This is a genomic window from Marivita sp. (genome assembly GCF_022763305.1).
Taxonomy (GTDB): Bacteria; Pseudomonadota; Alphaproteobacteria; order Rhodobacterales; family Rhodobacteraceae; genus Marivita.
The window spans coordinates 1-21002 of sequence record NZ_JALEGT010000014.1; the positions used below are offsets into that span (position 1 = coordinate 1).

At 62.9% G+C, this 21002-nt stretch carries 21 protein-coding genes, 1 tRNA gene and 1 pseudogene; 16 read left to right on the forward strand and 7 right to left on the reverse strand.

Translation table 11 applies throughout. The features are described from left to right. Positions 1 to 278 precede the first annotated feature (278 nt). The 14 genes and pseudogenes from cutA (at position 279) to MRY75_RS01855 (ending at position 12899) form a co-directional block, all read left to right on the forward strand. Entirely contained in the window at positions 279 to 587 is a 309-nt protein-coding gene (gene cutA / locus MRY75_RS01790) for a divalent-cation tolerance protein CutA (RefSeq protein ID WP_292305434.1), read from the forward strand. Between the two features lie 42 nt (positions 588 to 629). Beyond that, positions 630 to 1397, forward strand: a complete 768-nt coding sequence (gene rlmJ / locus MRY75_RS01795; protein ID WP_292305435.1) for a 23S rRNA (adenine(2030)-N(6))-methyltransferase RlmJ — start codon at positions 630 to 632, stop codon at positions 1395 to 1397. Then, positions 1394 to 2062, forward strand: coding sequence for a hypothetical protein (locus tag MRY75_RS01800; protein ID WP_292305436.1), 669 nt, complete (start codon positions 1394 to 1396; stop codon positions 2060 to 2062). The genes rlmJ and MRY75_RS01800 overlap by 4 nt, the downstream gene beginning before the upstream one ends. Positions 2063 to 2101: 39 nt before the next feature. Then, positions 2102 to 2539: a TerB family tellurite resistance protein gene (locus MRY75_RS01805; RefSeq protein ID WP_292305437.1), complete on the forward strand. Its 438-nt coding sequence runs from the start codon at positions 2102 to 2104 to the stop codon at positions 2537 to 2539. Next, positions 2536 to 3276, forward strand: a complete 741-nt coding sequence (locus MRY75_RS01810) for a PhnD/SsuA/transferrin family substrate-binding protein (RefSeq protein WP_292305438.1) — start codon at positions 2536 to 2538, stop codon at positions 3274 to 3276. The genes MRY75_RS01805 and MRY75_RS01810 overlap by 4 nt, the downstream gene beginning before the upstream one ends. A 113-nt stretch (positions 3277 to 3389) precedes the next feature. Beyond that, positions 3390 to 4163 (forward strand): ATP-binding cassette domain-containing protein, encoded by a 774-nt coding sequence (locus MRY75_RS01815; RefSeq protein WP_292305439.1) that lies wholly within the window; start codon positions 3390 to 3392, stop codon positions 4161 to 4163. Positions 4164 to 4190: 27 nt separating this feature from the next. Beyond that, a complete protein-coding gene (locus MRY75_RS01820) occupies positions 4191 to 4919 on the forward strand; it encodes a transporter substrate-binding domain-containing protein (protein ID WP_292305440.1) in 729 nt (242 codons plus the stop codon). A gap of 83 nt (positions 4920 to 5002) precedes the next feature. Next, complete coding sequence (locus MRY75_RS01825; RefSeq protein ID WP_292305490.1) at positions 5003 to 5884, forward strand: ABC transporter permease; 882 nt, start codon at positions 5003 to 5005, stop codon at positions 5882 to 5884. Then, positions 5881 to 6687, forward strand: coding sequence for an ABC transporter permease subunit (locus tag MRY75_RS01830; protein WP_292305441.1), 807 nt, complete (start codon positions 5881 to 5883; stop codon positions 6685 to 6687). Before MRY75_RS01825 ends, MRY75_RS01830 begins: the two co-directional genes overlap by 4 nt. Positions 6688 to 6770: 83 nt before the next feature. Beyond that, positions 6771 to 8105 (forward strand): glutamine synthetase family protein, encoded by a 1335-nt coding sequence (locus MRY75_RS01835; RefSeq protein WP_292305491.1) that lies wholly within the window; start codon positions 6771 to 6773, stop codon positions 8103 to 8105. Between the two features lie 63 nt (positions 8106 to 8168). After that, positions 8169 to 8852, forward strand: coding sequence for a type 1 glutamine amidotransferase (locus tag MRY75_RS01840; protein WP_292305442.1), 684 nt, complete (start codon positions 8169 to 8171; stop codon positions 8850 to 8852). Next, a pseudogene (locus tag MRY75_RS01845) lies at positions 8849 to 10201 on the forward strand (glutamine synthetase family protein); the annotation flags it as partial. The gene MRY75_RS01840 and the pseudogene MRY75_RS01845, both read left to right, overlap by 4 nt. Positions 10202 to 10318: 117 nt before the next feature. Next, positions 10319 to 11623 carry an FAD-binding oxidoreductase gene (locus MRY75_RS01850; RefSeq protein WP_292305444.1) on the forward strand — a complete coding sequence of 435 codons (1305 nt, stop codon included), beginning with the start codon at positions 10319 to 10321 and terminating at the stop codon, positions 11621 to 11623. A gap of 85 nt (positions 11624 to 11708) precedes the next feature. Next, the gene (locus MRY75_RS01855; protein WP_292305445.1) at positions 11709 to 12899 is read left to right on the forward strand and encodes an aminotransferase class I/II-fold pyridoxal phosphate-dependent enzyme; all 1191 of its coding nucleotides are present in this window, start codon (positions 11709 to 11711) and stop codon (positions 12897 to 12899) included. On the opposite strand, the gene phaR is transcribed toward MRY75_RS01855, so the two are convergent. The 3 genes from phaR to phaC form a co-directional block, all read right to left on the reverse strand. Continuing rightward, positions 12900 to 13475 carry a polyhydroxyalkanoate synthesis repressor PhaR gene (gene phaR / locus MRY75_RS01860; RefSeq protein ID WP_292305446.1) on the reverse strand — a complete coding sequence of 192 codons (576 nt, stop codon included), beginning with the start codon at positions 13473 to 13475 and terminating at the stop codon, positions 12900 to 12902. Between the two features lie 167 nt (positions 13476 to 13642). Then, positions 13643 to 14092: a phasin family protein gene (locus MRY75_RS01865; RefSeq protein WP_292305447.1), complete on the reverse strand. Its 450-nt coding sequence runs from the start codon at positions 14090 to 14092 to the stop codon at positions 13643 to 13645. 136 nt (positions 14093 to 14228) lie between these two features. After that, complete coding sequence (phaC, locus tag MRY75_RS01870) at positions 14229 to 16022, reverse strand: class I poly(R)-hydroxyalkanoic acid synthase (protein WP_292305448.1); 1794 nt, start codon at positions 16020 to 16022, stop codon at positions 14229 to 14231. Between the two features lie 111 nt (positions 16023 to 16133). Here phaC and phaZ point away from each other — a divergent pair, with 111 nt between their 5' ends. Then, a complete protein-coding gene (gene phaZ / locus MRY75_RS01875; protein ID WP_292305449.1) occupies positions 16134 to 17408 on the forward strand; it encodes a polyhydroxyalkanoate depolymerase in 1275 nt (424 codons plus the stop codon). A gap of 50 nt (positions 17409 to 17458) precedes the next feature. Here phaZ and MRY75_RS01880 read toward each other — a convergent pair whose 3' ends face one another. The 3 genes from MRY75_RS01880 to MRY75_RS01890 all read right to left on the reverse strand — a co-directional run bounded on the left by MRY75_RS01880 (position 17459) and on the right by MRY75_RS01890 (position 20594). Further along, positions 17459 to 18427 carry a Gfo/Idh/MocA family oxidoreductase gene (locus tag MRY75_RS01880; RefSeq protein WP_292305450.1) on the reverse strand — a complete coding sequence of 323 codons (969 nt, stop codon included), beginning with the start codon at positions 18425 to 18427 and terminating at the stop codon, positions 17459 to 17461. A 91-nt stretch (positions 18428 to 18518) separates the two neighbouring features. Continuing rightward, positions 18519 to 19415, reverse strand: a complete 897-nt coding sequence (gene rpoH, locus MRY75_RS01885) for an RNA polymerase sigma factor RpoH (protein WP_292305451.1) — start codon at positions 19413 to 19415, stop codon at positions 18519 to 18521. A 153-nt stretch (positions 19416 to 19568) separates the two neighbouring features. Further along, complete coding sequence (locus tag MRY75_RS01890) at positions 19569 to 20594, reverse strand: RluA family pseudouridine synthase (protein WP_292305452.1); 1026 nt, start codon at positions 20592 to 20594, stop codon at positions 19569 to 19571. Between MRY75_RS01890 and MRY75_RS01895 the strand changes: the two genes are divergently transcribed. Then, positions 20593 to 20898 (forward strand): DUF6476 family protein, encoded by a 306-nt coding sequence (locus MRY75_RS01895; RefSeq protein WP_292305453.1) that lies wholly within the window; start codon positions 20593 to 20595, stop codon positions 20896 to 20898. The two genes, MRY75_RS01890 and MRY75_RS01895, sit on opposite strands and share 2 nt — an antisense overlap. A 3-nt stretch (positions 20899 to 20901) precedes the next feature. Here MRY75_RS01895 and MRY75_RS01900 read toward each other — a convergent pair. Further along, positions 20902 to 20978: transfer RNA gene (locus MRY75_RS01900), tRNA-His, on the reverse strand. Positions 20979 to 21002: the final 24 nt, after the last annotated feature.

Here is a 21002-nt window from a genome sequence, read left to right on the forward strand (position 1 = left end):
GCGATACCGTAACCGACAACTTCCGCGTCGTATCCCTAGAAAAATACAAAATCGTCTGAAACGACATCAGGTCAATTCAGGCGCATGAGTATAAAATTGCGAAATTCATTGAAAAAAGATATATTTAGAAGCTGTAAAGGATATTCGCGCGGGAGACTGCATCAACCCGGTTTATAGGCTGCCTACCCGCACGTACCGCCAAACGCGGCCTCGAGGCCTCGCCGCGTCGACGCGGCGAGCCCCTTTCCCAAACCACCCGCGCCCGCTACTCTCGCGCCATGCCCCTCGCCGCCTTCACCACGATCGACAGCGAAGACGCCGCCCGCAGCCTTGCGCGCGCCGCCGTCACGGCCAAACTCGCAGCCTGCGTGCAGATCGAAAAGATCACCTCGGTCTACGAATGGAACGGCCTGCAGGAGGAACCGGAATACCGCCTGCTCTTCAAGACCAGCGCCGCCGCGTGGCCCGCGCTCAGGGCGCTGATCCTGCGCGATCATCCCTATGACGAACCGGCGCTCTGGGCGGTCGAGATGACGGATGGCTCCGAAAGTTTCCTCACCTGGATCGACACCACCGCCACCGGCTGAATCCCCCTACCCGATCCGCGCCAACTGGCCTATCACGGGCGCATGCTGTCCTACCAACACCTCTATCACGCGGGCAATGCCGCCGATGTGCACAAGCACGCCGCCCTTGCGCTGGCGCTCGACTACCTGACGCAAAAGCCCAAACCGCTGAGCTATCTTGAAACCCATGCAGGGCGCGGGCGCTATGACCTGAGCGCGCCCGAAGCGGTCAAGACCGGCGAGGCGGCGCAGGGCATCGCCCGGCTGCGCGACGGGTTTGCCAAGGACCATCCCTATATCCGCGCGCTCAAGGCCCAGCCCGACGGTCTCTACCCCGGATCGCCCGCCATCGCACAGGCGCTGCTGCGGCCCGAGGATTCGCTCCATCTGGCCGAACTGCACCCGCAGGAACATGCCGCGCTGCGGTCGAACCTGCGTGCGGCCAACACCCATGTCTACCATCAGGACGGTCTGGAACTCGCGCAAAGCCTCTGCCCGCCCACACCGCGCCGGGGGCTGATGCTGGTTGACCCGAGCTACGAGATCAAGGCCGAGTACGGCCAGATCCCGAAATGGCTGGCGGCGATCGTCCGCAAATGGAATGTCGGCGTGGTGATGATCTGGTACCCGATCCTCACCTCCGGCGCACACCGCTCCATGCTGCGCGCCCTGCAGGCCGATTACCCCGAGGCGCTGACCCACGAGGTGCGGTTTCCGCCCGCCCGCGACGGGCACCGCATGGTCGGATCGGGCCTCTTCGTGGTGAACCCGCCCTTCGGGCTTGAGGCCGGGCTCAAGCCGCTCACCGCCGCGTTCCGCAAGCTGACATGATGCGCCTCTGCGCCGCGCTGCTGTGTCTGCCAGGCCTTGCCCTGGCCGATGTGCAGCCCGTGCTCTATGACAACCTCAAGGCCCAGCCGCACCGCATCGAACCCTTCGACACGTTGCCCAGCGCCCCCGAACCCGGCCACCGCATCGACCAGCACTGGCGCGCGGCGGGGCTGACCATCGGCGAACGGCTTGCCGGGCAGACAGTCCACGACACTGAGGGCTTCGACGCCTTGCGCGGGGCACCAACCCAACCGCTCCGCGTCCTTCCCGGCGCACCGGGCCAGACCTTTGCCGTCGCGCATCACGCAGGTTTCGGATCGAACGCGCTGTTTCCCGTCGGCCCCAAGGGCGCAGACCTGCCAGACGGTCGCGGCGAAGGCAGCGCGGCCCTTGTCTTCGACACACCGCAATCCGCCATCGGCCTGCGCCTGCACGCCGAATATCCCGATCCGCTGGGCCAGCGGCCCGCACCCAGCACCGCGCGTCTCACCTTCCACCACGCAACCGGCCAGACCACCGACCTCACCCTGCCGCTGGCCCACGGCGTGATGTCGCTGGCATGGCGCAGCGCCACCGGGATCACGGCGCTGACGATCCAGACCACTGATCCCGGCGGCATCGCGCTCGACGACATCCTCTACGATGTGACCCCGCTGGCCGGATAACCCATTGGCGAAGCGTCCCGCGCGGCATATATCGACCTCATGTTTGGTGATTTCCTCAAGCGCCTCACCGCGCCCGACCCCGCCCCGCTGCCCGATGCCGATGCGCGTCTGGCCCTGACCGCCCTGCTGGTCCGCGTCGCCCGCACCGATGGCGATTACGACGAGAGCGAGAAAACCCGCATCGACCGCATCGCCGCCGCCCGCTACGGCCTGTCGCCCTTCGAGGCGACCAAGCTGCGCGGCGAGGCCGAGGCGTTGGAGGCCGAAGCGCCCGACACCGTGCGATTTACCTCGGCGATCAAGGCAGCCGTGCCCTATGAGGACCGCATCGCGGTGATCGAGGCGCTGTGGCAGGTCGTGCTGGCCGATGGCGTGCGCGAGGCCGAGGAAGATGCGCTGTTGCGCCTTGTGGCCAAGCTTCTGGGCGTCAACGACCGCGACAGCGCGTTGGCCCGGCAACGGGTGGACACGGCGTGACACTTGCCAGCCTGCCGATGTACTGGCGGGCCGAGACAGCCGCCTATTGGCAGTCGTTCTGGTCCGTCGTGCAGGATTGCGCCGCAGATGACGGGATGTCGCTGCCCGACCTCACCCCGCCCGACGCGCTGCCCAGCGATTGGCACGCGCATTGGCGATCGCCGGACCTCGTTCTGTCGATGACCTGCGGTCTGCCCTTCCGCACCGCGCTGCGCGATCAGGTTGCCTATGTCGGCACGCTGGATTTCGGCCTTGGCGGACCCGTCGGCCATTACCATTCCCAGGTGATCGCCCGTCGCGACCTGACCGGCTCGCCCCGTACGCTGGCGTTCAACAGCGCCGACAGCCAGTCGGGCTGGGCCGCAGCCCAGGATCTGCCTGATCGCGCCGGGATCACCACGTTCCGCGCCACGGGATCCCATGCCGCCTCGCTTGCTGCCGTGGCGGAGGGCTCGGCCGACATCGCCTGTCTGGATGCCGTGACCTGGCGCATCCTGAAGGCGGTCGATCCCAACGCTGCGCGGGTCGTGGCGCGCAGCACCACCCGGCCCACCCCGGGACTGCCGCTGATCACCGCGCGCGGCAGCGATCCCGCCCCGCTGCGTCAGGTCCTGTCGCGGGCGGTGACGCGCTTTACGGCACCCGCATCCGGTCCGATGGGCGCCGCTCCCGGCTTCTGCGTGCTGGACGAACAGACCTACCTGCAAGAGCCCATTCCCGCGCCACCCCCGGCATGACGCGGGGTCACAGCGGCCTCCGGGGCAGAGTTCCGCGATTTTCCGCATTGCATCGCCCCGGTCTTTGGCTGCATCCTGCGTCCCATCCTTGACCCAACCCGCCCGAGCCCTTCGTGACCGCCACGCCCGTCCTGGAAATACGCAACCTGCACAAGCAGTACGGAAACCTTGAGGTCATCAAGGGGGTCGACATCACGGCCCATCGCGGAGACGTGGTCTCGCTGATCGGATCATCAGGATCGGGCAAGTCCACCATCCTGCGCTGCGCCAATCTGCTCGAGGACAGCCAACAGGGCGAGATCCTCTTCAAGGGCGAAGCTGTGCACTGGAAAGGCAGCGGTCTGGGTCGGCATCCTGCCGATCCGAAACAGGTGCTGCGCATCCGCACGAACCTCAGCATGGTGTTCCAGCAGTTCAACCTCTGGTCCCACATGACCATCCTGCAGAACGTGATGGAGGCGCCGCTCACCGTGCTTGGCCGCGACAGGGCCGAGGTGGAACAGGCCGCGCGGGGCTATCTCGACAAGGTCGGGATCGGCGACAAATGCGAGGCCTACCCGGCCCAGCTCTCGGGCGGACAGCAGCAGCGCGCGGCCATCGCGCGGGCGCTCTGCATGGAACCCGAGGCGCTGTTGTTCGACGAACCCACGTCGGCGCTGGACCCGGAGTTGGAACAGGAAGTCGTCAAGGTCATCAAGGATCTCGCTTCGGAAGGCCGGACCATGCTGATCGTCACCCATGACATGAAGATGGCCCGCGACGTGAGCAATCACGTGGTGTTCCTGCACCAGGGCCTGATCGAAGAAGAAGGTGCGCCAGACGCTCTGTTCGGCGCACCCAAGTCAGAACGGCTGCGGGGATTTCTGTCCTCGACCATGGCCGATTAACCACTCAAGAAACCGGGAGAACCAATCATGAAAAAGCTCATCCTCGGCACCGCCGCACTGGCGCTGACCGCTTCGATGGCCTTCGCCGGAAGCCACTCCGTTGTCCGTCTGGGCACCGAGGGCGCCTACCCTCCGTACAACTTTCTCAATGACGCTGGCGAGGTCGACGGCTTCGAGCGCGAACTGGGTGACGAACTCTGCACCCGCGCCGAATTGACCTGCGAATGGGTCACGAACGAATGGGACAGCATCATCCCGAACCTCGTGGCGGGCAACTACGACGTGATCATCGCGGGCATGTCGATCACCGCGGAACGGGACGAAGTGATTGATTTCACGACAAACTACACCCAGCCCGATCCGTCGGCCTATCTCGCGCTCGACGGGGCGGATGTCGATTTCGACGGGGGTGTGATCGCGGCACAGGCGGGCACGATCCAGGCGGCGCATATCGCCTCTTCGGGCGCGACGCTTGTGGAATTCGCCACCCCGGACGAAACCATTGCCGCCGTGCGCAGCGGTGAGGCCGACGCGGTTCTGGCCGACAAGGCCTATCTTGCTCCCATCGCCGAAGAAAACGCCGACGTGGCGATCGTTGGCGAGGACGTGCTTCTGGGCGGAGGCATCGGCATGGGCATCCGCGAAAGCGACACCGAACTGCGCGACAAGTTTTCCGCCGCGATCGAGTCGATGAAGGCGGATGGTTCGCTCAACGCACTGATCGAAAAGTGGCTGCCGGATTCGGCCACGTTCTGAGGCTGATCCCTGAAGGGGGCGCATAACGCCGCCCCCTTCCTCCTGTTTCGAAGACACATCGCTCAACCGTCCAGAGTCGCGCCATTTTCAGTTTCTGCACAGATCCGGACACGCTCGGCACCTTCCGGTGGTTCGCGTGTTACCTGACGACCGGCAAGCATATGGGCCTGTACTGGTCCTTCGGCACGGTGCTGCTGCTGCTTGCCATCACGGCACCTGCGGCCCTTGCGTTCGGCTTTGGCGGAGCGTCCGCCGCGCGGTCCCGGATCGCGCCCCTGCGCTGGCTGGGCAAAGGCTATATCGCCATCGTGCGCGGCGTGCCGGACATCGCTTTCTTTCTCTTTTTCGTGCTGGCGCTCGACATCTTCTTCGAATGGATCCGGCACGAGATCAAATGCCCGGACTGGACGGACAGCATCTGGCAGGGCAATGACTTCGTGGTCTGCGACATCGCCAAGCTGCCGATGAACAATGCCCCGCAATGGGTGCATGAAACCTACGGGTTCTTCCTCGCCGTGCTGACCTTTGCCATCGTCTTTGGCGCCTTCGCCGCCAATGTGCTCTACGGTGCGATGCGCGCGGTGCCCCACAACCAGCTCGAAACGGCCGAGGCCTATGGCATGTCCCGCCGCCAGGTCTACTGGCGCATCCTCGTGCCGCAGATGTGGGTCTTTGCCCTGCCGGGCCTGTCGAACCTCTGGTTGGTTCTGATCAAGGCCACGCCGCTGCTGTTTCTGCTGGGGGTCGAGGACATCGTCTACTGGGCGCGCGAACTGGGGGGCGCCAAGACCCCACGGTTCACCGACTATCCGCATGGCGATTGGCGCATGTGGTACTTCCTCGGCCTGCTGATCTTCTATCTCGCCTTCACGCGGGTCTCGGAAATCGTGCTCGACAAGCTGATGCTCCGGCTCACCCATGGGCAGGCCACCTTGGGTGGTGAAACCCAGAGGAAAGCGGCATGAGCTGCTGGGAGACCATTGCCGATTACGGTCTGCGTTCCATCGGGATCGGGGAACGCGTGCTGCCGCGCGAAGGCTTCACGCTGTGCCAGCAATTCACCCTGATCGGATCGGGGATGATCTGGAACATCTATTTCGGCGTGCTCGCCTTGGCCGCCGGGTTCTTCCTTGCCACCGCCGTCGCCCTCGGCAAGGCCTCGCGCAATGCCGTGATCCGCAAGGCAAGCGCGTGGTTCATCTTTCTCTTCCGGGGCTCACCGCTCTTCATCCAGTTCTTCTTTGCCTATTTCCTGTTCCTCGCGCTGAAACCGGTCTCTCCGATCTTCGATCCGTTCACCTCGGCATGGCTCGGCGCGCTGATCGTGCTCTTCCTGAACACCGCCGCCTATTCCGGCGAGATCTTCTACGGCGCGCTGCAATCCGTGCCGCGCGGCGATATCGAGGCCGCAGACGCCTATGGCATGTCCGGCTGGTCGCGGTTCCGACGCATCACCTGGCCCACAATGCTGCGGCTGGCCTGGCCCGCCTACACGAACGAGGCGATCTTTCTCTTTCACGCCACGACGCTGGTCTATTTCTCGGGCTTTCCGGCCTGGCAACAGCGGGGCGACGCGCTCTATTACGCCAATTTCTTTGCGGACAAGACCTTCAACCCGTTCATCCCCTACCCCATTCTCGCCTTCTACTTCATCCTGCTGACGCTCTGCATCATCGGGCTCTTCGGTTTGATCAATCGCCGACTGAATCGGCATCTTCCGCAAGAGACACGCGCACGGATGAAGCTGAAACTCAACGTCATTCGCTGAATTTCGCTTGCCACGAGAGGGTCACAGCGCCTATCTCTGAATTTGATCAAATTTTTGAAAACGGCACTTCAATGGACTCCCATATTCGCAACTGGCTGCGCAAGAACCCGCAGGTCCGCACCATCCGCGTGGCAGCCTCCGATCTCAACGGCCAACCGCGCGGCAAGCGCGTGCCCTCGCGCTTTGCGGACAAGGTGCTGGACGGCGGCACCCGGTTTCCGCTGTCGGTGCTGAACCTCGACATCTGGGGCGAAGACATCGACGACAGCCCGCTCGTCTTCGAGGCGGGCGACGCCGATGGCGTGCTCTGGCCCACCGGGCGCGGCTTTGTACCGATGCCCTGGCTCGAAGCGCCCAGCGCGATGCTGCCACTCTGGATGTTCCGCGAAACCGGCGAACCCTATGAGGGCGATCCGCGCCACGCGCTCAATTCCGTGGTCCAGCGCTACAAGGCGCGCGGGCTGACCCCCGTTGTGGCGATGGAGCTCGAGTTCTTTCTGATCGACGACAGCACGCGGAACCTTCAGGTCCCCGCCTCGCCCCGGTCGGGCAAGCGCCGCAAGGCCGGCGAGATCCTGTCGATCCGCCTGATCGACCAGTTCGACCGCTTCTTCACCGATCTCTACGACGCCTGCGAGGCAATGGACATTCCCGCCGACACCGTGATCTCGGAAGCCGGTCTGGGCCAGTTCGAAATGAACCTGATGCACAGCGACGATGCGCTGCGGGCCGCCGATGACGCGTGGCTGTTCAAGCTGCTGGTCAAGGGACTTGCGCGGCGGCACGGCTTTGCCGCGTCCTTCATGGCCAAGCCCTATCCCGATTATGCCGGATCGGGCATGCACACCCATTTTTCGGTGCTGAACGAACAGGGCGACAACATCTTTGACAATGGCGGACCGGAAGGCACGCCACTTCTGCATAACGCCATCGCAGGCTGCCTCAACGGCATGAACGACAGCACGCTGATCTTTGCGCCGCACATGAACAGCTATGACAGGCTGGTGCCCGAAGCCCATGCCCCCACCGGCATCGCCTGGGCCTATGAAAACCGCACCGTGGCCATCCGCGTGCCCTCGGGCAGCCCGTCGGCCCGGCGGATCGAACACCGCGTCGCCGGGGGTGACGTGAACCCCTACCTGACGCTCGCGGCGATCCTCGGCGCGGCGCTCACCGGCATCGAAGACGGAGCAACCCCGCCGCCGCCGGTCAAGGGCAACGCATATGCGCTCGACCTGCCGCAAATCCCCGCCGACTGGCCGGGTGCCGTGACGGCTTTCGAGACCAGCACGCTGATGCCGCGGATCTTCCATGACGAGCTGATCCGCAACCTCGTGCTGACGAAGAAACAGGAAATCCACTACATGGATGAACTGACGCCCACCGAACGGGTCGAGATCTACCTCGATACGGTCTAGGCGGCTCCCTTGCTGCGCGTCCACAGAACGCATAGCTTGGATCTACAAACACCTTGGTGCTTCATGAAAATCGGAATCTTGCAGACGGGTCTTGCGCCGGACGAACTCAAAGGGTCGTTCGGCGAATATCCCGGTTTCTTTGAACGGATGCTGGCCAACAAGGGCTTTACCTTCGAAAGCTGGTCGGTGGTCGAAAACGTCTTCCCGGACGGGCCCGAGGATGCCGATGGCTGGCTCATCACCGGCTCCAAACACGGCGCCTACGAAGATCACCCCTGGATCCCCCCGCTGGAGCAGCTCATCCGCGACATTGTCGCAGCCGACCGCCCGTTGATCGGGGTGTGCTTCGGCCACCAGATCATCGCGCAGGCCATGGGCGGCACCGTCGAAAAGTTCAAAGGCGGCTGGTCCGTGGGCCAGCAGGAGTATGATTTCGGCGGCGAGACCATGACCATCAACGCCTGGCACCAGGATCAGGTGGTCACGGTGCCCGACGGGGCCGAGGTGGTGGCCTCCAGCGCGCATTGCGCCAATGCCGCCCTGCTCTATCCCGGCAAGGCGTTCACCGTGCAGCCCCATCCCGAATATGGCGATGACTTCATCGCCGGGCTGATCGACACGCGCGGCAAGGGCGTTGTGCCCGACGATCTGATGCAGGCGGCGCGCGCCCGGATGGGCCGACCGCTCGACAATGGCCGCATGGCCGATCAATTCGCAAAATTCTTCCGCGAAGGAACGCTCTCATGACCGACTGGACAGACAGTCTTCCCGAACCGGCCCGTGCCTTTCTCGAAGGCCGCCGGCTCGACGAGGTCGAATGTATCATCGCAGACCTGCCCGGGATCGCCCGCGGCAAGGCGGTGCCGGCTTCGAAATTCGCCCGACAGGAATATTTCCACCTGCCGGATTCCATCTTCTTCCAGACCATCACCGGCGATTGGGGTGAGGCCGCGGACGAGGATGATGGCGGCTTCATCGAACGCGACATGATCCTGAAGCCGGACATGAGCACCGCCACCGCCGCCCCCTGGACGGGGGACTGGACGCTGCAGGTGATTCACGACGCCTACGACCGCAAGGGCAATCCCGTGCCCTACGCTCCGCGCAACGTGCTCAAACGCGTGGTCGAACTCTACCGCAAGCAGGGTTGGGAACCGGTGGTTGCGCCGGAGATGGAGTTCTTCCTGACCGCGCGCAACCTGGACCCGGCCAAAGCCATCGAGCCGATGATGGGGCGGTCCGGCCGCCCTGCCGCCGCCCGTCAGGCCTATTCCATGACCGCCGTCGACGAATTCGGCCCCGTGATCGACGACATCTACGATTTCGCCGAAGCCCAGGGCTTCGAGATCGACGGCATCACCCAGGAAGGCGGAGCCGGCCAGCTCGAGATCAACCTGCGCCACGGCAATCCGGTCAAGCTTGCGGACGAGGTGTTCTACTTCAAGCGCCTGATCCGCGAGGCGGCCCTTCGCCACGACTGTTTTGCCACCTTCATGGCCAAGCCGATCGAGAACGAACCCGGCAGCGCCATGCATATCCACCATTCGATCATGGATATCGAAACCGGACGGAACATCTTTTCCGGACCGCAAGGCGGCGAGACCGATGCCTTCTTCCACTTCATCGGCGGCTTGCAGACCTATACGCCCTCGGCCATCGCGGTGCTGGCGCCCTACGTCAACAGCTACCGCCGTTACGTCAAGGACCACGCCGCGCCGATCAACCTCGCCTGGGGCCGCGACAACCGCACCACGGGCATCCGCATTCCCCTGTCCGGTCCGGCCAGCCGCCGGGTCGAGAACCGGCTCGCCGGGATGGATTGCAACCCCTATCTCGGAATCGCCGCCTCTTTGGCCTGCGGCTATCTGGGGCTGATGAACGAGGTCTGGCCGTCGAAGCCGCTCAAGAAGGACGCCTACGAGGGCGAGGCGGACATCCCTCAGGTTCTGGGACAGGCGCTGCAGCTTTTCGAAGAGGCCGCACCGCTGCACGCGGTTCTGGGTGAGGACTTCTGCCGTGTCTATTCCATCGTGAAGCGGACGGAATACGAGGAATTCCTGCAGGTGATCAGCCCGTGGGAGCGCGAGCACCTTCTGCGCAAGGCCTGCCACTGGGGTTTCGGCCCGGCGGCGCCGGTCCGCCCGGAGGGGGGGACGCTGTCCCCCCAAACCCCCCTGAAGTATTTGTAAACCAGAGAAGATCAGGACCGCCTTTTGAACCTGTTATTCAGCAATGACACCCGAGGGGCCTACCCCCAAAGCTGGTATGCCGCGACGACCGAACCGCTGGCACCCTTTGCTCCGCTGCAGGGCGAAACCCGCGCCGATGTCTGTATCGTCGGCGGCGGGTACACCGGCCTCTCGGCCGCGTTGCATCTGGCGGAACAGGGTGCGGACGTGGTTCTGCTCGAGGCACATCGGGTGGGTTTCGGGGCATCGGGGCGCAATGGTGGCCAATTGGGATCGGGTCAGCGACAGGACCAGATCACGCTGGAAAAGATGGTCGGAGAGGAAGCGGCGCACCTCCTTTGGGACCTGGGGGAAGACGCCAAGGCCCTTGTGCGCGACCTGATCACAAAGCACAGAATCGATTGCCACCTGAAAGACGGCATCGCCTGGGCCGGATCGACACAATCGGATGTGCGCGACCTGCATGCCTATGCCGAACACCTGCAGACCCGCTACGGCTATGATCAGATCGCGGCACTGGACCGCGACGCTTTCCGCGCGCTCTGCCCGTCGCCCGATTACATCGGCGGCACGCTCGACATGGGCGCGGCCCACCTGCACCCGCTGCGGCTCGCCCTGGGTCTGGCCGACGCCGCATCCCGGGCCGGTGCGCGCCTGCACGAGCGCAGCCATGTGCATGACATCCGTCATGGATCAAAGATCACGATCCGCACCGATGCGGGCCACGTCATCGCGGATCAGCTGATCCTTGCCGGGAACGGCTATCTGGGCGGGCTCGACCGTCAGGTCACGGCACGGGTGATGCCGATCAACAACTACGTCATCGCCACCGAACCATTGGGGGACGACGCGGCAAAGGTGCTGACGCGGGATGTGGCGGTGGCGGATTCGCGCTTTGTCGTCAATTACTTCCGACTGAGCCACGACAAGCGGCTGATCTTCGGCGGCGGCGAAACCTATGGCTATCGCTTCCCGTCGGACATCGCCGCCCTTGTGCGCAAACCGATGTCGGTGATCTTTCCGCATCTTCGCGATGTGAAGATCGACCACGCCTGGGGCGGCACGCTGGCCATCACGATCCGGCGCATGCCCTATCTGGCCCATCTGCGCGGCAATGTCCTGTCGGCCTCGGGCTATTCCGGCCATGGCGTCGGCAATGCGATCCAGGCGGGCAAGCTGCTGGCCGAGGCGACGCGCGGGCCCTCCGAAGGGTTTGCCGCCTTCAACACCATCCCGCATACGCCCTTCCCCGGCGGAGGGCTGTTCCGGACACCGATTCTCAAGCTCGCCATGTCGTGGTATGCAATGCGCGACAGGCTGGGAGTGTGACCCTGCCATGAGCCTGTGTCATACCTCTGTCATATCGGCGTGACAGCGGGTATGCTGCAGGCAGCGACAGATCAGAGGCGGTGATATGGCAGACCTTCCGAACATGCATGACGCAGAACCCATCCCCGAGTCCGCGCGGCAGGAGATCGACCGCCTGCTGCAGTCCGGGGACCTTTTCCGCTACACGGCTCCCGAGGACGCACCCGTCTCATTGCTCGAGGCGGAATTCGCCGAGATGATGGGCGTCAAATACGCGCTGGCCGTCAGCAGCTGTTCGGCGGCGCTCTTCCTGTCGCTCAAGTCGATGGGTCTGCCGCGCGGTGCCAGGGTGCTGATCCCGGCCTTCACCTTTGCCGCCGTGCCCTCGTCGATCGTGCATGCCGATTGCGTTCCGGTCCTGTGCGAGGTCGATCACAGCTATCGCATCAATCTTGCGGATTTCGAGGCGCGCCTCGACGATGTGGATGCGGTCATGATCAGCCACATGCGCGGCCACACCTCGGACATGGACCGCATTCTCGAACTGGCTGACGCGCGTGGCCTTCCGGTGATCGAGGATGCCGCCCATTCGCTGGGCACGCTGTGGAATGGCCGGAAGATCGGCACGCTGGGCCGCGTCGGCTGTTTCAGCTTCCAGAGCTACAAGATGATCAATGGCGGCGAAGGCGGCATCCTTCTGACCGACGATGCGGATCTCATCGCCCGCGCCGTGATCCTGTCGGGCGCATACGAGCACAACTGGAAAAAGCACCCTGTCCTGCACGACGCTTTTTCCAAGTGGCAGAACCAGCTGCCGCTCTACAATCTGCGCATGTCGAACCTGTCCGCCGTGGTGATCCGTCCGCAGCTGGCCGAACTTGACCGCCGCGTCCGGGATGGCCGCCGCAACCATGATCACGTCGCCGCCCGCATCGACCAGTCGCCCTGGATCACCGTGCCTCCGTCCCTGCCGCAGGAAGAGCGCGCTCCGGACTCGCTCCAGTTCAGCCTCTGCGACATGACCGATGGCGACGTGGATGCCTTTGTGGACACCGCCAAGGCGATGGGCGTGTCGATTCAGGTGTTCGGCCGCAGCAAGGACAATGCGCGCGCGTTCTGGAACTGGGGCTTCCTCGGCCCGGCACCCGACCTGCCCAAGACACGGGCCATGCTGTCGCGGGCCTGCGATTGCCGTCTGCCCGCGCGTCTGACGGTCGCCGAGTGCGATGCGGTGGCGGATGTGATCCTCTCCGCCATCGACCATGTCATGCGCCCGCCGGTGCAGGCGCTGGCCTGATCACTTGTCGAGCTTGGACAGCTTTTTCTGAAGCTCCGCGAGCTGCGTCTTGATCGCGTCAAGATCGTCCGTCTCGGATTTCGGTCCCTTGCGGCCTTCAGGCGCGTCGTCGTCCTTGGACGGACCCGACCAATTGCCCGACATGCCGCCGGTCATCGCTTTCAGGAATGCCTCCTGTTGCGCCTGGATGGCCTCGAAGCCCGGCACACCCGACATCGGGTTGGCCTTGCTCATGTTCTCCATCCATTTCGACTGGCTGTCGCGGAACATCTCGAAACTGGCGGCAAGGAATTGCGGCACCGCGCTGGTGGCCTGTGTCGTGTAGCTGCGCACGAGGTCATTGAGCACGTTGGTCGGCAAGACGCTTTCCCCCCGGCTTTCGTGTTCCGCGATGATCTGCAACAGGTATTGCCGCGTCAGGTCATCGCCGGATTTCAGATCCACGATCTTGACCTCGCGACCACCGCGGATGAACCCCGCAATGTCCTCGAGCGTCACGTAATCGGATGTTTCGGTGTTGTAGAGACGTCGGCTCGCGTAACGCTTGATCAAAAGCGGATTCTGGTCTTCGGCCAAGGTGTCCCCTCCCCCGTTATCTTCGCTGCATCGCAGCCTAAGCACATGCAGCACAAAAAGAAAGCACTGCCGTCACCCGACGCGGACAAAAAAAGGCCGGATCCACGAGGGACCCGGCCAGAAGATAGCGTTCCGATTTGGGAGGAGAGAACGCTAATCCCTGAAGCTTACTTCGCAGCAGCAGTTGCCTTCTTGGCAGCAGCAGTTGCATCAGCCGTTGCTTTCTTGACTGCGGCAGTCGCGTCTTCCGACAGGTCCTTGCCAGCGGCCATCATCAGCTCCACTGTGTCCATCTGGACTTTCTTCGCGATCTCGGCGAATGCGGCCATGTTCTCGGCAGCAACTTCAGCCTGAGCCGATGCGAAATCGGTCATCGCTTTTGCGTAGTCAGCCGGCTCGGACTTTGCTTTGGACATTTCGCCCAGCTTTGCCAGCGTTTCTTTCGTCCATTTTGCGGAAATCTCGGACGACTTCTCAGCCGCTTCCAGAGCCACGTGCGACAGCTTCTCGTTCAGAGTTGCGGTCGTCTTGAACGCGTCTTCCATTGCTTTGGTGTCGACCGGGAATGCACCCATCATTTCTTTCAGGGTCGCGGTCATGTCGGTTGTCTTAGCCATTGCTCAAATCCTTTCCTGCGCTGCGGGCCCACCCCGCTGTCTTGTGCAGATGCAGAATATATACATGCCGCACCGCAGCATTTCAACCCTTTTTCTGCACTGCAGCAAAAAACTTTGACGTAGCGTCAGAGTCCGATCAGGCGCGCGCCTTGATCCGCACATAGGTGCCCGGCGCAGGCGCCAGGGGCGGATGGGATTTGTCGCCCACTTCCCGTGCCTTGACCCATTTGCCCGCACGTTTCGCCAGCCATTTCTCCCAGACGGGCCACCACGATCCCTCTGTATAGGAGGCACCGGATTTCCAGTCGTCCGGCGCAAGAGACAGGTCCTCGTTCGTGTAGTGACCGTACTTGTTCTTGGTCGGCGGGTTCACGATTCCTGCGATATGGCCCGACTCGGACAGGATGAACTGCTTGGAGCGCGATCCCATGTTCTGCACGCCCCGATAGCAATCCTTCCACGCGGCGATGTGGTCGGTCTCGCAGGCAATCGAGCAGAGTGGCACGTCTACATCGCGCAGCGACAGCGTGTGACCCATCAGTTCGAACCCGCCTTCAGCAAACTTGTTCGACTGGCACAGACCCCGAAGGTACTGGATCGCCATCTTGCCGGGCAGGTTCGCCCCGTCCCCGTTCCAGTAGAGCAGGTCAAAGGCGGGCGGTGTTTCCCCCATCATGTAGCTCTTGATGGCGGGCCCGTAGATCAGGTCGTTCGACCGAAGAAAGCTGAAGGTCCGCGCCATGATGAAGGACTTGAGCAGACCGGTTTCACCGATCTCGGCCTCGATCCCGTCGATGAAATCGTTCTGCAGGAAGGGCGTGAACTCCCCCTGATCCGAAAAATCGGTCAGCGTGGTAAAGAAGGTGGCCGACTTGATCGACGTATCGCCCCGCTGTTTCAGCAGCGACAGCGTCAGGCTCAGCGTGGTGCCCGCGATGCAGTAGCCGATGGCATTGACCTTATCGACATCGCAGATCGCCTTCACTTCGTGGATCGCACGCAGATAGCCATCCTCGATATAGGTCTCAAGCCCCACATCCTTGTAGCTTTCATCCGGGTTGATCCAGCTGACCACGAACAGCGTGTAGCCCTGATCCACCACCCAGCGAATGAACGAATTTTCCGGTTTCAGATCGAGAATGTAGAACTTGTTGATCCAGGGCGGGAACAGGACGATGGGGGTTTCGCGCACTTTCTCCGTGGTCGGCGCGTACTGGATCACCTCCATCATGTGATTGCGATAGATGACCTCGCCCTCGGCTGTGGCGATGTTGGCACCGATCTCGAACGCACCTTCATCCGCCAGCCGCACCACCAGCTCGCCGTTATTGGCCTCCAGATCGGCGACGAGGTTCTCCAGCCCCTTCACAAGGCTTTCCCCCTCGGTCTCGAGCGCTTTTTGCAGCGCATCCGGGTTGGTGGCAAAGAAGTTGGTCGGTGCAAACATGTCGACGATCTGCTGGGCAAAATAGCGCAAGCGCTTCTTCTCGGTCGCGTCCATGTCCTCGACATCATCCACGGCGTTGCGGATCGCCTCGGCATTGATGAGGTATTGCTGCTTGATGAAATTGAAGTAGGGATGCTCGTCCCAAAGCGGGTTCTTGAACCGGCGGTCTTTGGGTCCGGGATCGGCGGGCGGCTGCAATTTGCCCTTGGCAAGCGCCTGCTGCGCCTCGACATAATGCGTGACCGACTTGCCCCAGTATTCGATCTGATGCTCGAGGATCTTGGCGGGGTTCTGCATCCATTCCTGCCAATAGGCCTGCAGCGCCTTGCCGTAGAGCATGGCATCGGGACCGTGCAGCGAAGGGTTGATTTGCTTCTTGTGCGAAAGCGCCGACATCAGCCGCTGGGTCAGCGTTTCGATCTTTTGCAAATTGGCCTCAAGTTCCGCGCTCATTTCCGGTGCGGCAACGTCGTTGGTTGTCATGGCCAATATTCCCCCCTATTCATGCTGCCATGCAGAATACAGTCGCCTGCGGTGGGAGGCAAAGCGACGAATTGGCCCGATTTTTGGGCAAACGCTGAAGGAGACGCCTCTATGCGCTACATGATGACCTATGATCTCATGGAGACACTTCGCAATACAAATCAATGGCTTGGCGCAACCGCGCGCACCATGGCCTCCTACCCGGCATGGGCCATGATGCCCAACCCGGCCATGCAATGGATGGCCGCCTGGGGCGAAGTCACCGAGCGCAGTTTCGAGCGGATGGTCGTCAAACCCGACTGGGGGATTCGAACCTTCACCCATGAAGACGGCAAGGATCACCTTGTCGAGGTTAAGACCATAGTCGAACGTCCTTTCGGGAATCTGATCCATTTCGACGTGATCGGCCGCAAGGAACAGCCCCGCAAAATCCTGCTGGTGGCACCGATGTCCGGGCACTACGCGACACTCCTCCGCTCCACGGTGAAATCCCTAATCGTGAACTGCGAAGTTTACGTGACGGATTGGAACAATGCGCGCGACATCCCCGTGAGCGCGGGCAAGTTCGATGTCGAGGATTACACCCTCTACCTTATGGAGTTCATGCGCGAACTGGGACCCGACACCAACGTCGTGGCCGTCTGCCAGCCCGTGCCCCTGACGCTCGCCGCAACCGCCTATCTGGCCGAGCTTGACCCCGATGCACAGCCGCGCACGCTGACCCTGATCGGCGGCCCGGTCGATCCCGATGCGACCCCCACCGACGTGACCGACTTTGGCCGCCGCGTGACCATGGGTCAGCTCGAGGAAACCATGATCCAGCGCGTCGGTTTCAAATACAAAGGCGTGGGCCGCATGGTCTACCCGGGCCTCCTGCAGCTTGCTTCCTTCATCTCGATGAACGGCGACCGGCATCTCAGCGCCTTCTCGAACCAGATCCAGAACGTGATGCGCGGCGAAGCCTCGGATCACGATCCGCACAACCGCTTCTATGACGAATATCTCGCCGTCATGGACATGCCCGCCGAATTCTACCTCTCCACCGTCGACCGTATCTTCAAGAAGCGCGAGATCGCGAAGAACGAATTTGTCGTCGCCGGTCACAAGGTCGATTTCGGCGCCATCACCAAGGTCGCCGTCAAGACCGTCGAGGGCGAGAAAGACGATATCTCGGCCCCTGGCCAGTGCCTTGCCGCGCTGAACCTCTGCACCGGCCTGCCGGACAGCATGAAGGCCAGCCATGTCGAACCCGGTGCCGGCCATTACGGCATCTTCGCCGGCAAGAGCTGGCGCAACAACATCCGGCCCCTCGTGCTCGATTTCATCGACAGCAATGCGGGCCCGAAACCGGGCAAGGCCAAACCGGCCAACACCAACGCCGCCTGAAGCAAAAGGGCTGATCTTCGGATCAGCCCTTGTGGCATCCGGCCCCGGCTTTACCCTTCGGCCGCCCAGATCATGTCGATGGCCCGCTGCGTGCCCTTGCTGAACTCCAGCGGACAGGGATAATCCGCCTCGCCGCGCACCGCAGCCACAAAGGCCTCGATCTGCCGCACATAGTGGTTCACCCCCGGATAGTGCAGCACCTCGGTCGGCTGACCCGGCCGCACCAGCCGCACCGTGCTGTGCCCATGCACCTGCGGATTGAACCCGGTCACAACCTCGATCACCCCGGCCGAGCCGTGAAACACCACGCTCTGATGCGGCGTCATCCGCATCGAGGTCAGCGACGTCAGGGTGAACCCGTCGAATTGGAGCACCGCCTCGGTCCGCACCTCGACCCCATGCTCCCGGCGGATATCGGCGAACAGCACGGCCTCGGGCTCCTGCCCCGTCACGAACCGGGTCGACCCGAGCGTGTAGACCCCGATGTCCGGAAGACTGCCACCTCCCAGATCAACGCTGTTGCGAATATTGCCCGGATCAGCCGAGTTGTCATAGCTGAAGGTGGCGTTGACCCGCAGCACTGACCCGATCGCCCCGCCCTGAACCCAGTCGCGCACCTGCTGCCATTGTGGATGATGCACGATCATATAGGCCTCTGCCGCGACAAGCCCTGTGCGGTCGCGCAGCGCGATCAGCGCGTCGATTTCGTCCGCCTGCATCGCGATGGGCTTTTCGCACAGCACGTGTTTGCCCACCTCGAGCGCCTTGCGAGTCCACTCCACATGCAGCGTGTTGGGCAGCGGGATATAGACCGCGTCGATCTCCGGATCGGCCAGCAGAGCGTCATAGCTGTCCACCACCCGCAACCGGTCGTCGATGGCCTGAAACGGCGCCGCCTTTGCCGGGTCCGACGTCGCCAACATCGCCAGACGCGATCCCTTCGCGGCATGCAGTGCCGGTGCCAACTGGTCCCGCGCAAATTTCGCAGCCCCAAGCACTCCCCATCGCAGATCTGTCATACCAAGTCCCTCCCCTGTTTGATCCGTGCCTTAACACGAAAAAACGCCGGGCACAGGCCCGGCGTTCATGTCGCTCCACTCCGTCAGAGGCTCAGACTGCGCTCAGCAGCCCCTGCTCACGGGCAAGATCACGCATCCGCTTCTGCAGCTTCTCGAAAGCGCGCACCTCGATCTGGCGAATGCGCTCGCGGCTCACGTCATACTGGCTCGACAGATCCTCGAGCGTCACCGGCTTGTCCGCCAGACGGCGCTGGGTGAGGATATCCTTCTCACGGTCGTTGAGAACATCCATCGCCTGCACCAGCATGGCCCGACGCGCTTCAAGCTCATCACGTTCCTCGTAATCCGTCGCCTGATCCGCGCTTTCATCCTCGAGCCAGTCCTGCCACTGCATCGACCCTTCGCCCTCGGACCCCACGGTCGCGTTCAGCGAGGCATCGCCCCCTGAAAGACGCCGGTTCATCGAGATCACCTCGTCCTCGGTCACACCGAGATCAGTTGCGATCTTCTCGACATGCTCGGGGCGCAGATCGCCGTCTTCCAGCGCACCAATCCGCGACTTGGCCTTGCGCAGGTTGAAGAACAGCTTTTTCTGCGCGCTGGTCGTGCCCAGCTTCACCAGCGACCAGGACCGCAGGATGTATTCCTGGATCGAGGCGCGAATCCACCACATCGCATAGGTCGCCAGACGGAAGCCCTTTTCCGGATCGAACCGCTTGACCGCCTGCATCAGGCCGACATTCGCCTCCGAAATCACCTCGGCCTGCGGCAGACCATAGCCACGATAGCCCATCGCGATTTTCGCCGCGAGGCGCAGGTGGCTTGTGACCATCTTGTGCGCGGCTTCGGTGTCTTCCTGCTCGACCCAGCGCTTGGCGAGCATGTACTCTTCTTCAGGTTCCAGAAGCGGAAACTTCCGGATCTCCTGAAGATAGCGACTCAGTCCGGCTTCCGGTGACGGGGCCGGGAGATTCGCATAATTGGCCATACCCTTGTCCCTCCAATGTTTACGGGCTTAACATCCAATTTGGGAAGCAGCCCGACGATTTCAAGTATCTTCGTTTCGTTAAATCTAATTTAACGCACATCTGCTCCGGTGTAAGAGGCATGTCAGTGCGCTCACGCACATGCGACGATTGTTTCAGCCACGCAAACTTGTGATCAGATCATCCATGTCTTGGGGTAACGCGGCCTCGAACCGGATGGTTTCACCGCTCACCGGATGCTCGAACCCCAACACAGCCGCGTGCAGCGCCTGCCGGTCGAACGCGGCAAGCCGCGCCGTTACCTCATCCGGCAACGCCCCCTTTGCCACCTTGCGACGTCCGCCATATACCGGATCACCGATCAGCCCATGCCCGGCATGCGCCATATGCACCCGGATCTGATGCGTCCGACCGGTTTCCAGCCGACACTCCACCAGTGACACCTGCGGCGGCGTTCCGAACACCTCCAGCACACGCGCCCGCGTGATCGCGTGTTTGCCGTGGCCAAAGAACACCGCCTGTTTCTGCCGGTCGGTCTTGTGCCGCGCCAGATCGCTTGTAACCTTGATCACCGCCCCCGGTTCGATGGACACGCCCCGCACTCCGCGCAACCGCGGATCGGCCGGGTCCGGGTGCCCATGCACCAGCGCCAGATAGAGCCGCTCCACACTATGCGCCGCAAACTGCTCGGCCAGCCCGTGATGCGCGCGATCCGACTTGGCGATCACCAGAAGCCCGCTTGTGTCCTTGTCGATCCGGTGCACGATCCCCGGCCGCCCCACACCGCCGACACCCGACAGCTTGCCTCCGAAATGATGCAGCAGCGCATTGACCAGCGTCCCGCCCGGCGTTCCAGGCGCCGGATGCACCACCATCCCCGCCGGTTTCATCACCACGATCAGGTCGTCGTCTTCGTACCGCACATCCAGCGGCAGCTCTTCCGCGCCGATATGGCTTTCCGCCACCTCGGGCAGCGCGATCTCGATCACGTCGCCCTCCGCCACCTGCGCCTTTGGATTGCTCAGCACCTCCCCGGCCCGGCAGACGGCCCCATCGTCGATCAGCTTGGCCAGCCGCGTGCGCGACAGCGCCGCCTCCTCTGGCACGTCCCGCGCCAAGGCCTTATCAAGGCGCGGCGGCGGTTCGGCCCCGATGGTCACGCGCAGAATGGAGTCAGACATGGACAACGCCCCCGAAGATCAGGCCCCCGAACCGGCCAATTTGCGATTCCTGCGGCGGCTGGTGACAGTCCTGACCGCAACGATGATCGGCGGGGTCATACTCATCGTGGCGCTGATTGTCATCCGCTACAATCAGTCCAGCACCCCTCTGCCCGATGTCATCACCCTGCCCGGCGGCACCACTGCCACCGCCTTCACCCAGGCGCGCAACTGGTATGCCGTCGTGACCGAGGACGACCAAATCCTCATTTTCGCCCGCGACAGCGGGCGGCTGCTGCAGACGATTCAGATCGAAGCCAAGTAAGGATGGTACCGACACCCCGGCTCGAACGGGGGACCTCTTGATCCACAATCAAGCGCTCTAACCAACTGAGCTATGTCGGCACTGAGGGGGCAATTACCGGGACG